Consider the following 11,948-nt stretch of genomic DNA (forward strand, 5'->3'; position numbering starts at 1 on the left):
TATCGCGATGGGACTTCGAGGCGAAGCGGCGATCGTCGGATTCACCGAATTGCCGCCGTCCCGCACCCCCATCGAGCCGCTGACCTTCACCCTTGAACAATGGGCCACATTGAGCGCTGCGGCGCTGGCCGATGCGGGTATCGCCGCCACGGAGGTCGACGGAATCGTCTGCAGCCCGTTGATGGAGTCGGAAATCTTCGTTCCGTCGACCATCGCCGAATACCTCGGCATCCCGGCGAATTTCGCCGAGTTCGTCGATCTGGGCGGTGCTACGGCAGCAGCCATGGTGTGGCGGGCGGCAGCGGCGGTCGAACTCGGCATCTGCAATGCAGTGCTGTGCACCATTCCGGCGCAGTACATGACGCCGTCGACGCCGAAGAAGCCCAAGGACTATGGCGACGCGCTGTACTTCGGCGCCTCAAGTAACCAGTACGGCTCGCCGCAAGCCGAGTTCGAGATCCCTTACGGAAATCTCGGTCAGAACGGCCCCTACGGGCAGGTGGCCCGACGGTACGGCGCCATTTACGGCTACGACGAGCGCGCCATGGCGAAAATTGCGGTTGATCAGCGGGTCAATGCCAACCACACCGAAGGTGCGATCTGGCACGACAAGTCGATCACCATCGAGGATGTCCTCGCCAGCCCGATGATCGCGGACCCATTGCACCGCCTCGAGATCGTGATGCCCTGTTTTGGCGGTGCGTCGGTGGTCGTGGCGAATGCCGACCTGGCCCGCAGGTCACGCAACCGCCCGGTGTGGATCAAGGGGTTCGGCGAGCACGTGCCCTACAAGACGCCCACCTATGCCGAGGATCTGCTGGCCACGCCGATCACCAAGGCCGCCGATACGGCGTTCGCGATGGCCGGGGTCGCGCGCTCCGATATCGATATCGCGTCGATCTATGACTGCTACACCATCACCGTGCTGCTGAGCCTGGAAGACGCCGGGTTCTGCGAAAAGGGCAAGGGGATGGAGTTCGTCAATTCCCACGACCTCACCTTCCGCGGTGATTTCCCGGTGAACACCGCAGGCGGGCAGCTGGGATTCGGCCAGTGTGGCAACGCCGGCGGTATGCACCACGTCTGCGATGCCACCCGCCAATTGATGGGCCGCGCCGGCGCCGCTCAGGTCAGCGATGCGCACACCGCATTCGTCTCCGGCAACGGCGGAATACTCAGCGAGCAAACCACTTTGATCCTGCAGGGCGACTGAGGACGACCATGACCACCTTTGAAAAGCCCATGCCGATCAAAACTCCGGTCAGCGCTCCCTTCTGGGATGCACTGGCGGAGCACACCATTCGCATCCAGTACTCGCCGTCGCTGGGTCAGTATGTGTTCTATCCCCGAATTCTGTCGCCCCGCACGCTGGCCGATGACCTGGAATGGCGCGAAATCTCCGGCGCCGGGACGCTGTACACCTTCACGATCGCGATGAAACCGGTATCCCCGCATTTCGCTGCTGACGTGCCGCAACTGCTGGCCGTCGTGCAGTGGGACGAGGGCCCACGGTTCAGCACCGAGATGGTCAACACCGACCCGGCGGATCTGGAGATCGGGATGCGGGTGCGGCCGGTGTTCTTCGATTACCCGGAACACGAGGTCACCTTGCTGCGCTACGAGCCCGACCCCGCCGGCTGATGCCGGAACACCGGGTCACCTGCCCACTGTGTGAGGCCATGTGCGGACTTCGGATCACCACCGAAGCTGACCTGGTGACCAGTATCCGCGGCAACTCCGATGACGTGTGGTCCCAAGGGCATCTGTGCCCGAAAGGAACGTCGCTGGGCCACCTCCACGATGATCCGAACCGGCTGCGGGTCCCGTTGGTGCGCAATGCTTCCGGCGATCACGTCCCCGTCAGCTGGGATGACGCATTCGCTGAGACGGAGCGGGTGCTCCGCCCCGTCATCGACCAGTACGGTGCTGCGGCATTGACGGTCTATGTCGGGAATCCGGTAGCCCACAACCTCGCGCTGGAAAGCTATATCGGTGCGCTGGTGGGCTTCGCCGGGGCGGCAGGCATGCCGGCCTACTACTCACCGGGCACCGTCGACCAATGGCCGCTGAACGTGGTCGGGACATTGCTGTTCGGCGGCATGTGGAACGCACCGATTCCTGATCTGGACCGGACCGATCATCTGATCATCCTGGGCGCCAACCCTTCTGCATCCCAAGGCTCGATGCTCTCGGCACCCGATGTAATGGGCAAGCTGGCCGCGATCCGGCGCCGCGGCGGCAAGGTCGTCGTTGTCGACCCGCGACGTACGCAGACCGCACAACGGGCCAGTGAATGGGTGCCCATCCAACCCGGCACCGACGCGTTGGTGCTGTTCGCCATCCTGGCGACACTGGCCGAGACCGGCGGGATCCGTCGCCCTGACCACCTGGCCGGCCGGATCCTCGGCCTCGACGAGGTGATCGCCATGGCCGCACCTTTCACGCCGGAACGGGTCGCCGGGCCCAGCGGAATCCCAGCGGCGGATATCCGCCGCCTGGCTGCCGAGCTGGCCGGCGCGGAAAATCCCGTGCTCTACAGCCGGATCGGCACCTGCACGCAGGAATTCGGCACGTTGGCGACCTGGCTGGTGTTCGTTATCAATGCCGCACTCGGCGCCATCGACCGCCTCGGCGGAGCCGTATTCGCGAAAGCTGCCGTCTGGTCACCGATGTTCATGAAACCGCCCGATCAGACAGGGGCGGGATGGGAATACGGCCGCTACCGCAGTCGGGTCCGAGGCGCCCCCGAGGTGCTGGGCCAGTTCCCGGTCAGCTGCCTGGCCGAGGAGATCGACACGCCTGGCAAGGGTCAGGTCCGTGCGCTCGTCACCGTCGCGGGCAACCCGGTGATCTCCGCGCCAGGGGCGGCCCGTCTCGACGCGGCCCTGGCGGGGCTGGACGCGATGATCTCGGTGGACAACTGGCTCAACGAGACGACCAGACATGCCGATGTCATCCTGCCTGGTCTGTCCCCGCTGGAGCGTGCGCACTGTGACGACCTGTACTGGATGTATTCGGTTGCCTCCTGCGTGAAATGGTCCGACCCGGTTTTTCCGCCCGCGGCCGACCGCCCCTCGGAATGGGAGATTCTGCTCCGCCTCGCGGGAGGTGCGGTCGGAGTTCCCGTGCCCGACGTGGACATCGCCGGGCTCGATGATCTCTATACCCAGGGCCTGATCGCCAGTATCTGTAGCACCAAAGGCACCCCGCTGACCGGGCGGGATCCAGAACAGGTGTTCGCCGCCCTGGCCGGCCGCGGCCCAGAGCGCCTGGCCGACCTGGGAATTCGAGTCGGGCCGTGGGGTGATGATCTGGGCCTGCACCCCGGTGGCCTCACCCTCGATATGGTTCGGCGGCACCCGGATGGCCTCCGACTGGCGGAGCTCGCCGGCGGCAGGCTCGACGAAACGGTCACGACACCGTCGGGCAAGGTCGAGCTGGTGCACCCGATGTTGACCGCCGATATTCCACGTCTGTTGGCCCGCATCGACCGCGCCGCAGAGGGACTCGTCTTGACGAGCCGCCGACACCTACGGTCCAACAACTCGTGGCTACACAATGTGCCGACGCTGATGCGAGGTAAAGACCGGTGCACACTGCTGGTACATCCCGACGACGCCGCCCAGCTGGGTCTTGGCGACGGAGATCTTGCCGACGTGAGCACCTGCGCGGGTTCGGTATCGGTGGTCACCGAGGTCTCCGATGAGATGAAGCCGGGGGTGGTGTCACTCCCCCATGGATGGGGGCACGGCCGGGACGGAACCAGCCTCGATATCGCCAACTCCCATCCCGGGGTGAACTCGAACCTGCTCAATCCTGCTGAGCTGATTGATGTTCCGAGTAACACCCAGGTGGTCAATGGGGTTCCGTGCGAGGTGCGTCGGGCGGCTCAGGCGGTAACGGCCAGCAGTTGAGCACGGGTGGCCGCGTCGAGTTCGATATCGGCGACCGCGAGATTCTCCTCCAGATGCGGTACTGAGGACGTACCCGGAATCAGCAGCACATTCGGCGCGACGCTCAGTGTCCAAGCCAGCGCGACCTGTGCCGGCGTGCGGTCGAGTTCGGTCGCAGCGCGTCGGACAATATCGTTGCCGAGTACCCGATTGTCTTGGGTGAAGGCCGATCCCAGCGGGAAGAACGGTACGAAGGCGATGCCGTGCGCGTTGCATTCGTCGAGCACCGCCTGCGACGACCGGTCGACCAAGTTGTAGGGGTTTTGCACGCAGACGATTTCGGTCCGCCCCAGCGCGTGCAGCAGATGCGGCAGATCGATGCTGCTCAATCCGATTCCGCCGATCAGGCCCTCTTCCCGCGCCTTGATCATCACGTCCAGTTGCCGGTCGAACAGCTCATCGGGCTCCGCGCTGTCCATCAGCCGCAGGTTGACCGCCGCCAACTGCTCGATACCCAAGGTGGTCAGGTTTGCTTCCAGGTCCTTGCGCAGATCGGCAGGATCTTCGACCGCCAGCCACGCGCCGACGTCGTCGCGACGGCCACCCACCTTGCTGACCAAGGCCAGGTTGTCCGGATACGGATACAGCGCCGCCCGGATCAGTTCGTTGGCCACGTCCGGCCCGTAGTACTGCGCGGTATCGATGTGGTCGACACCGAGTTCGACGGCACGGCGCAGTACCGCAATGGCTTGGCCACGGTCTTTGGGTGGGCCGAACACGCCGGGCCCTGGCAGCTGCATGGCTCCGAACCCGACGCGATTGACCGAAAACCGACCGAGGGGGAAGTGCTCCATGCCTCGAGGCTAGCGTCAGTGTTATGGAGCACCTCAAAGACAAATTTGCGGCGTTGGTGGCACGACAGGACGGCGACACGATCACGACAGCGGTCGAAAGCCGCCAACCTGCGGATCTGCCGCCCGGCGACGTGACGCTCCGGGTCCTTTACTCCAGCGTCAACTACAAGGACGCCCTGGCAGTCACTCCACGCGGCGGTGTGGTGCGCGATTACCCGCTGGTGCCCGGTATCGACATCACCGGTGAAGTAGTCGAGTCGCAGTCCGACGAATTCGCGGTCGGGGACCTGGTGTTGGCACACGGCTACGACATCGGCACCGGTCGCGACGGAGGCTACGCCGAATACACCCGGCTCCCTGCCGATTACGTGGTCAAGCTCGGGTCGATCAGTCCCCGCGACGGCGCAGCGATCGGCACGGCCGGTTTCACCGCGGCGATGAGCGTGCAGGCATTGATCGAGCGCGGCATCAAGCCAGAAGACGGCCCGATCCTCGTCACCGGCGCCACTGGCGGGGTGGGCTCGGTCAGCATCGACCTGCTGGCCGCGGCCGGCTACCAGGTGGTGGCGTCGACGGGCAAAGCCGAGGCGGCTGAGCACTTGAAGGCACTCGGGGCGGCTGAGGTGATCGGCCGACTACCCGCCGACCCCGACGCCAAGCCGCGCCCCCTGGGCAAGACCCGGTGGGCCGGTGCGGTCGACTGTGTCGGTGGTGCGACGCTCGCCGATGTTCTCAGCACCATCGAGTACGGCGGCGCTGTGGCGGCCAGTGGATTGACCGGCGGACCCACGCTGAACACCACGGTGATGCCGTTCATCCTGCGCGGGGTGGCCCTGCTGGGGATGGACTCGGTGCTGATGCCGATCGGCCCGCGCCGCGAACTCTGGGGGCTACTCGGCTCGTCACTGGCGCCCAAACACCTGGCGGATATCGCCCACGACGTCGATATCAAGGACGTGGTGGCGGTCATCGACGCCGTGCGCGCCGGGTCCTACTCGGGTCGCGCGGTGGTCAAGGTGTCTGGCGGCTTCTGAGATGCCCAACCCACCGACCTCGTTGACTCACTTCTTCCAGAAACGGATCGCCAACCCGGTGATGCGACGACTGCCCATCCAGACGCTGCTGGAAACCACCGGGCGAAAATCCGGCACACCCCGTCGAACCCCAATCGGTGGAACGCTGCGCGGTGATCAATTCTGGTTCGTCTCCGAGTTCGGCGATCAGTCCCAGTACATCCGAAACATCCAGGTCGAACCGCGCGTTCGCGTGCGGTTACGCGGACGGTGGCGAGGCGGGACCGCGCATCTGCTTCCCGACGACGACCCCCAGGTGCGCCTTCGGGAGCAGTCGTCGTTCAACAGCTTCGGTGTCCGCACGTTCGGCACCAACCTGCTGACGGTGCGGGTCGATTTCGACCAGTAGACCTTTGTTTCGCCGCGCTGTTTCTCAGCGTCAAAGCCGGGTAGACAGCCGCCATGCGAGCAGTCACCTGGCACGGCAAACGCGATGTCCGAGTCGATACAGTCCCCGACCCGAAAATCGAACAACCCACAGACGCCATCATCGAGATCACGTCCACCAACATCTGCGGATCCGATCTGCATCTGTACGAGGTCCTTGGCGCTTTCATGAAGCCCGGTGACATCCTCGGCCACGAGCCGATGGGCATTGTCCGTGAGGTCGGAGCTGACGTGACGAATCTATCGGTGGGCGATCGAGTGGTCATCCCATTCCAAATATCCTGCGGCAGTTGCTATATGTGCGATCACCAGCTCTACACCCAATGCGAGACGACCCAGGTCCGCGAGCAAGGGATGGGTGCGGCGCTGTTCGGCTTCTCTGAGCTCTACGGCGAGGTACCGGGCGGACAGGCCGAACTCCTGCGGGTACCGCAGGCGCAGTTCACTCACATCAAAGTCCCCGACGGCCCGCCGGACTCACGGTTCGTCTACCTCTCCGATGTGCTCCCGACTGCCTGGCAGTCCGTCGCGTACGCAGATATTCCCGACGGTGGATCGGTGACAGTGCTGGGCCTTGGGCCCATCGGCGATATGGCCGCCCGGATCGCACAGCATCGTGGCTACCGGGTGATCGCGGTGGACCGGGTACCTGAACGCATCGCCAGAGCAGAGGCCCGCGGTATCGAGGTCGTCGATCTCGATACCGACAACCCGGGCGATGTGATCCGTGACCTGACCGGCGGACGCGGCACCGACTCGGTCATCGACGCCGTCGGAATGGAAGCCCATGGCTCACCGGCGACAAACTTCGCTCAGCAGGTCACCGGCCTGCTCCCGAAGGCTCTGGCCAAACCGTTGATGCAGAAGGCCGGCGTCGATCGACTCGGAGCGTTGTACTCGGCGATCGATATCGTGCGCCGCGGTGGCACCATCTCGCTGATCGGTGTGTACGGCGGGATGGCCGACCCCTTGCCCATGCTGACCATGTTCGACAAGCAGATCCAGCTGCGGATGGGTCAGGCCAACGTCAAGAAATGGGTCGACGACATCATGCCGCTGCTCACCGATGACGACCCCCTTGGGGTCGATACCTTTGCCACACATACTCTTTCGCTGGAACAGGCCCCCCATGCCTACGAGATCTTCCAGAAGAAGCAAGACGGCGCGGTCAAGATCATCCTGAAGCCCTGACTCGGGCGGACCTCCGTGGCCGCACCGCACGCCGCGAAATGGGCGTAGGCTGAGCTTCCAATCTGGGGTTGAGTGCGCAGGCCCGGGCCCTCCCAGCGCTGCGGAGTTCCTCGTGAAGCCCGGTTTGTCGATGCATACCCCTATCCGTTCTCAACTCGAGACCGACGACGTCGATCTCATGAGCGAGCACCTGACCGCCTGCTATGGCGGTGGTGTCCGGTTATCTGTGCCGGCCCCAGTTGGCGGTGCAGGCACCTTGTCGCACTCACGCATCGATGTGGGTGGCTTTAGCGTCGATGAAGTCGTGCTGACCGGTGATGTCGAGGTGGCGATCGCCCCGATGCCTGGTATCGCCGTGCTGTGGGTGCTCGACGGCAGCATGGAACTCGAGTGCGCCGGAATCAGAGCCATAGCCAAACGTGAGCAGCTCCTGCTGAGTTCACTCGATGGCGCCGCCACCCGCGCCAGGACGCATGACGTCCATCTTCGAATAGTGTCACTGAGCCCTTGGCTGTTGGCTCAGGCTGCCACCGCGTCAGGACGACCGGTCCGCTTTCGAGGCCTGCAACCAGTGGACACCGCAACGGCGGCCGCGTGGCGGGAAGCCGTCACCTTCGTCATGTGCACGGTGCTGTCCGACGATGACCTCGCCACCCCGACGATGCTCGAATCGGCGGGGCGACTGCTCGCAGGTGTCGCAGTGACGGTCTTACCCTCCCAATCCGTCGATAACGCCGAATTCACCCCCAACGCCGACGGGCTCCCGGTCGTGGGACCGGCACAGCTGCGAGGGGCCGTCGAGTTCATCGAGTCCAATGCGGCGCGCGATATCAGCGTCAGTGATATCGCCGGGGCGGTGTATCTGACCCCGCGTGCGATTCAGTACATGTTCCGACGCCACCTGAACACCACTCCGATGGCATACCTGCGTTGTATCCGGTTGCGGCACGCCCATCATGATCTGACGGTCGCCGACCTGTCGTCCGTTTCGGTCACCAAGGTCGCTATGACGTGGGGTTTCGCGCACGCTGGTCGGTTCACATCGCTGTACCGGCAGGCCTACGGTCAGAGTCCAGCAACCACGCTTCGCTACAGCTGAGGCCTACCGGGCAGACGCCTCCGTACCGACATTCTCGCCGTCAACATTCAGGTCGTCGAATGCGGGCACGACGCGCTCATAGATCCGCACCGTATCCGCTGCGACACGGTCCCACGAGTACCTGGAGCACGCACGGTCCCGACCGGCCGCACCGAGGCTGCGGCCGAAAAAGTTGTCCCGCAGAACCACATTGGCGGCCTCGGCGAACTTGACTGCACTCTTTGGCGGGATCAGAAATCCGGTGACCTCGTCGACGACGGTATCCAACATTCCACCGACTGCCGAGGCGATCACGGGCACGCCACACGCCATTGCCTCAAGAGCAACGGGGCCGAATGACTCATACCAGGGCGTGCACGCCACCACGTCGGCCGATCTCAACAGTTCCGGGAGCTGATGACGGGGCACGGTGCTGTGGAACCTCACCCGTTCGGCCACACCGGATTTGGCAGCCAACTTCCTCAGCCGACGAACCTCGCGCTCGTCGGCGAGTTCAGCAGGGTCCTGCCCGCCGATGATGACCAACTCCGTATCTGGAATCCACGGCAGCGCGGCTATGACGGTGTCGAACCCCATGCGAGGCAACAGTTCTCCAGCCGCGATGATCCTTCTGCGCAGCCGACGGGGGGCAACGGGGCCGACCGGAGTGAAGGTGTCGGAATCAACGCCGCAGGGCACGACAGATATCCGGGACCTGGACCTACCCATCCGGATGAGCTCGAAAACCTCGTCATTGGACGATGCGGTGACCCAGGTCGCCCCCTTTGCCACCAGCGTTTCCAAGCGCGCACGACTCTGCGGGCGCTTGTCTGACGTCGAAGGGTCATGCCTGCGTTGGACCGCCCCGAGAGTGTGAAAGGTCTGGACGGTGGGAATATCGTGCACCTTGGCAGCCAATTGCGTTGCAATACCGGACGTCCAGAAGTGCGCGTGCGCCACATCGGGACGCTCCGAACGCCATTGCTGATCCAAATAGTGGCCGAAATCGCCCAAACACGACAGCAATTCACTGTGGGGCAATGCCTTCGGCGGCCCGGCGGCCACATGAACGACGCGATAACCCGCAGCGGTGTCCACCACCTCAGGCAGCTCGGGGTCATCACGGCGGGTGTATACGGTCACCTGGTGCCCACTGCGGTGCAGGGCAGCTGACAATTCAGCGATATGCACATTCCGCTCGCCGGCAGGGCCCCCGCCGAGTACGGCCAGCGGACTGGCGTGATCCGAGACCATCGCGATCTTCATTACGTGCACTTCCGAACGCATACGTTCCGGATCTGGCTGACGAACATGACGACTAGATACCCATTCGAAACATGCTGCGAAACGCCAAGACCGAGACCTTCGCGAACTGTCCCGAAGGGCTTCGCGATGTGGATAGAACGACCGTCTTTTACCCGGGTGACTCAGATACCTGATGTACCCCAGGAGGGTTGTCCCACGCGGGAATGGGTACCTGAGGATGGTGACCAATTCGCTCACGGCCGTTGAGCCGCGTCTCCCCCACCCGCGAGGACCCCTGTCGGCGACGGTCATTGACGTTCTGACTCGGCGTCCCACCCACAGCCACTTGGGTCGTATCGACGTACCGCTGGGCGAGGCCGACCCGCTGGGCATCGACCTGCAACTCGCTCTGTACGTGTGCTACGAGCTGCACTACCGCGGATTCATCGGCGTCGATGCTCGGTGGGAGTGGGACGCCAGCCTGTTGCACCTGCGCGGACGGATGGAAGCCGCGTTCCTCGACGAGATACGCCGCCTGGTCGGCGATATCGGTGCCGACGACTCAGCCGAAGCGGAGATGGACCAGCTGACGGTCGAACCGGCAAACGGTACCGGGCCGTCGTACTTCCTGCGCGACGACGCCACCTGGCAGCAGATGTGCGAGTACTTTGTGCACCGCTCGATTTACCACCTCAAAGAGGGGGATCCGCACGCATTTGCCATACCGCGGCTGATCGGCCAGGCCAAGGCCTCTTTCGTCGCAATCGAATTCGACGAGTACGGGGCGGGTCGCGGAGCGCGGCTCCATCAGCAGCTATTCGCAGATCTCCTTGATGCCGCCAATCTGAGCTCGGAATATCTTGCCTACCTGCACCATGTTCCGGCCGAGTCGCTGGCGGTGGTCAACCTGATGTCGCTGTTCGGGCTTCACCGGGAGTGGCGTGGGGCAGCTGTCGGACACTTCGCCGCCACAGAGATCACGTCCCCGCCCGGTTCGCGCCGCCTGTCTCAGGGGTTGCGACGGCTCAACGCACCCGAACCCTGCGTCGTGTTTTACGACGAACATGTGGAGGCCGACGCCGTGCACGAACAGGTGGTGCGCACCGGCGTGGTCGGCGATCTGGTCGCCCGCGAACCCCAGCTCGACGCCGACGTCATTTTCGGTATCAGGGCGTTCTTGGCGGTCGAGGAGCTACTGGCAAAACGCCTGATGGACAGCTGGCAGTCCGGCTCGACCTCACTCATCCAGCCCTTGGCCTGAAGCCTCCCCGGCACGCGCCTTGCGGCGATGGCTGGTGTCGCACAACGGATATGACTTGCTGCGCCGACACGCGCAGACAGCCACCATGAAGCGGTCCGACTCAACCTCGGAACCGTCGGGCATCTGAATCCGCACCGGCCCCTCCACCAGCACCGGCCCCCCGGGGACGATGCGGACGAGCCGGTGCGTGCCGTCGGTCATCTTTGGGTCGGTCATCTTTGGATCGGTCATCGTCTCTGCGCCCTGATCACGCCGAGACGCTCGGTCCGCCGCCCCGATTCCAGCAGGCCGATGTGTTCGAGCCAGCTCGCCCGAGCTGATAGGACCGGTCCGAACTCGATGCGTTTTTCGGCGACGATCTCGGCGGTCAACCCGCTGGCACGCAGCTCAGCGACGGTGCGCTCGAGTCCGGCAAATTCCGAATGCACCAACAACAGGGTGCCGCCTTCGGCAAGCAACGCCGGAGCGGCCCGACACATCGGGTCGAGTACCAGCCGCCCGTCGGGCCCGGCATCCCATGCGGTCGGCACACCAGCGCTCGCGGGAATGCCTTCCTGGCCCGCACTGTCAGGATCGTGCGGTACGTAGGGCGGATTGCTGACGACCAGGTCGAACGGGCCATATTCGTGGGCTCGGGCCCACGATCCGCGATGTACGTCCACTGCCACACCCGCTGCCAGCGCATTGGCCCTGGCGCACCGCACCGCCGACTGCGACAGGTCGAAGGCAGTCACAGATGCAGCGCCTTGGCTCGCTGCGCCGAGCGCGACAACACCGCTCCCGGTACAGAGATCGGCGACCCGACGGTCCCGGGCCACGTCCAGATCTGCCATGGTCGAAATCAGCAGGAGGGAATCGTCCTGCGGAGCGTAAACACCCTGTGTCACAACGACATCGGGAGTTGAATATGCGGAGGTCACGCGATATCTATGCCCGTTGGACGGCTGGCCAAACCAAATCGGCCCC

The 11,948-nt window shown here is 64.3% G+C and carries 12 protein-coding genes; 8 read left to right on the top strand and 4 right to left on the bottom strand.

Translation table 11 applies throughout. The features are described from left to right. The first annotated feature begins 7 nt into the window (after positions 1 to 7). Genes ADBZ9O_RS24565 through ADBZ9O_RS24575 form a run of 3 tightly spaced genes read left to right on the top strand, consistent with a single transcriptional unit; the run spans position 8 to position 3,914 of the window. A complete protein-coding gene (locus ADBZ9O_RS24565; RefSeq protein ID WP_526525603.1) occupies positions 8 to 1,213 on the top strand; it encodes a thiolase family protein in 1,206 nt (401 codons plus the stop codon). Positions 1,214 to 1,221: 8 nt separating this feature from the next. After that, entirely contained in the window at positions 1,222 to 1,641 is a 420-nt protein-coding gene (locus ADBZ9O_RS24570; RefSeq protein WP_526525605.1) for a Zn-ribbon domain-containing OB-fold protein, read from the top strand. 38 nt (positions 1,642 to 1,679) lie between these two features. Then, positions 1,680 to 3,914, top strand: coding sequence for a molybdopterin-dependent oxidoreductase (locus tag ADBZ9O_RS24575; RefSeq protein WP_526525606.1), 2,235 nt, complete (start codon positions 1,680 to 1,682; stop codon positions 3,912 to 3,914). Here ADBZ9O_RS24575 and ADBZ9O_RS24580 read toward each other — a convergent pair. Next, positions 3,890 to 4,747 carry an aldo/keto reductase gene (locus ADBZ9O_RS24580; protein WP_526525607.1) on the bottom strand — a complete coding sequence of 286 codons (858 nt, stop codon included), beginning with the start codon at positions 4,745 to 4,747 and terminating at the stop codon, positions 3,890 to 3,892. The genes ADBZ9O_RS24575 and ADBZ9O_RS24580 overlap by 25 nt on opposite strands. 23 nt (positions 4,748 to 4,770) lie before the next feature. Between ADBZ9O_RS24580 and ADBZ9O_RS24585 the strand changes: the two genes are divergently transcribed. The 4 genes from ADBZ9O_RS24585 to ADBZ9O_RS24600 all read left to right on the top strand — a co-directional run bounded on the left by ADBZ9O_RS24585 (position 4,771) and on the right by ADBZ9O_RS24600 (position 8,497). Next, positions 4,771 to 5,781 carry an acrylyl-CoA reductase family protein gene (locus ADBZ9O_RS24585; protein ID WP_526525609.1) on the top strand — a complete coding sequence of 337 codons (1,011 nt, stop codon included), beginning with the start codon at positions 4,771 to 4,773 and terminating at the stop codon, positions 5,779 to 5,781. 1 nt (position 5,782) lies between these two features. Continuing rightward, the gene (locus ADBZ9O_RS24590) at positions 5,783 to 6,169 is read left to right on the top strand and encodes a nitroreductase/quinone reductase family protein (protein WP_526525611.1); all 387 of its coding nucleotides are present in this window, start codon (positions 5,783 to 5,785) and stop codon (positions 6,167 to 6,169) included. Positions 6,170 to 6,222: 53 nt separating this feature from the next. Continuing rightward, the gene (locus tag ADBZ9O_RS24595; RefSeq protein ID WP_526525613.1) at positions 6,223 to 7,398 is read left to right on the top strand and encodes a zinc-dependent alcohol dehydrogenase; all 1,176 of its coding nucleotides are present in this window, start codon (positions 6,223 to 6,225) and stop codon (positions 7,396 to 7,398) included. Between the two features lie 130 nt (positions 7,399 to 7,528). Continuing rightward, positions 7,529 to 8,497, top strand: coding sequence for a helix-turn-helix transcriptional regulator (locus ADBZ9O_RS24600; RefSeq protein ID WP_526525615.1), 969 nt, complete (start codon positions 7,529 to 7,531; stop codon positions 8,495 to 8,497). A gap of 3 nt (positions 8,498 to 8,500) precedes the next feature. On the opposite strand, the gene ADBZ9O_RS24605 is transcribed toward ADBZ9O_RS24600, so the two are convergent. After that, on the bottom strand, positions 8,501 to 9,742 hold the full coding sequence (locus tag ADBZ9O_RS24605) for a glycosyltransferase (RefSeq protein WP_526525616.1): 1,242 nt from the start codon (positions 9,740 to 9,742) through the stop codon (positions 8,501 to 8,503). Positions 9,743 to 9,962: 220 nt separating this feature from the next. On the opposite strand from ADBZ9O_RS24605, the gene ADBZ9O_RS24610 reads away from it, so the two are divergent. Beyond that, complete coding sequence (locus tag ADBZ9O_RS24610; protein ID WP_526533460.1) at positions 9,963 to 10,982, top strand: iron-containing redox enzyme family protein; 1,020 nt, start codon at positions 9,963 to 9,965, stop codon at positions 10,980 to 10,982. Here ADBZ9O_RS24610 and ADBZ9O_RS24615 read toward each other — a convergent pair. Both ADBZ9O_RS24615 and ADBZ9O_RS24620 read right to left on the bottom strand, forming a co-directional pair. Next, positions 10,959 to 11,183 (bottom strand): CDGSH iron-sulfur domain-containing protein, encoded by a 225-nt coding sequence (locus ADBZ9O_RS24615; RefSeq protein ID WP_526533462.1) that lies wholly within the window; start codon positions 11,181 to 11,183, stop codon positions 10,959 to 10,961. The two genes, ADBZ9O_RS24610 and ADBZ9O_RS24615, sit on opposite strands and share 24 nt — an antisense overlap. 26 nt (positions 11,184 to 11,209) lie before the next feature. Next, complete coding sequence (locus ADBZ9O_RS24620; RefSeq protein ID WP_526525617.1) at positions 11,210 to 11,902, bottom strand: HemK2/MTQ2 family protein methyltransferase; 693 nt, start codon at positions 11,900 to 11,902, stop codon at positions 11,210 to 11,212. Between the last annotated feature and the right edge of the window lie 46 nt (positions 11,903 to 11,948).

It is taken from the genome of Mycobacterium sp. (genome assembly GCF_965229105.1).
Classification (GTDB): domain Bacteria; phylum Actinomycetota; class Actinomycetes; order Mycobacteriales; family Mycobacteriaceae; genus Mycobacterium.

Bases quoted from the DNA above. Each gene is read 5' to 3' on its own strand.
- ADBZ9O_RS24565 (WP_526525603.1), top strand. From the start codon at position 8: ATGGGACTTCGAGGCGAAGCGGCGATCGTCGGATTCACCGAATTGCCG.
- ADBZ9O_RS24570 (WP_526525605.1), top strand. From the start codon at position 1,222: ATGACCACCTTTGAAAAGCCCATGCCGATCAAAACTCCGGTCAGCGCT.
- ADBZ9O_RS24575 (WP_526525606.1), top strand. From the start codon at position 1,680: ATGTGCGGACTTCGGATCACCACCGAAGCTGACCTGGTGACCAGTATC.
- ADBZ9O_RS24580 (WP_526525607.1), bottom strand. From the start codon at position 4,747: ATGGAGCACTTCCCCCTCGGTCGGTTTTCGGTCAATCGCGTCGGGTTC.
- ADBZ9O_RS24585 (WP_526525609.1), top strand. From the start codon at position 4,771: ATGGAGCACCTCAAAGACAAATTTGCGGCGTTGGTGGCACGACAGGAC.
- ADBZ9O_RS24590 (WP_526525611.1), top strand. From the start codon at position 5,783: ATGCCCAACCCACCGACCTCGTTGACTCACTTCTTCCAGAAACGGATC.
- ADBZ9O_RS24595 (WP_526525613.1), top strand. From the start codon at position 6,223: ATGCGAGCAGTCACCTGGCACGGCAAACGCGATGTCCGAGTCGATACA.
- ADBZ9O_RS24600 (WP_526525615.1), top strand. From the start codon at position 7,529: ATGCATACCCCTATCCGTTCTCAACTCGAGACCGACGACGTCGATCTC.
- ADBZ9O_RS24605 (WP_526525616.1), bottom strand. From the start codon at position 9,742: ATGAAGATCGCGATGGTCTCGGATCACGCCAGTCCGCTGGCCGTACTC.
- ADBZ9O_RS24615 (WP_526533462.1), bottom strand. From the start codon at position 11,183: ATGACCGACGGCACGCACCGGCTCGTCCGCATCGTCCCCGGGGGGCCG.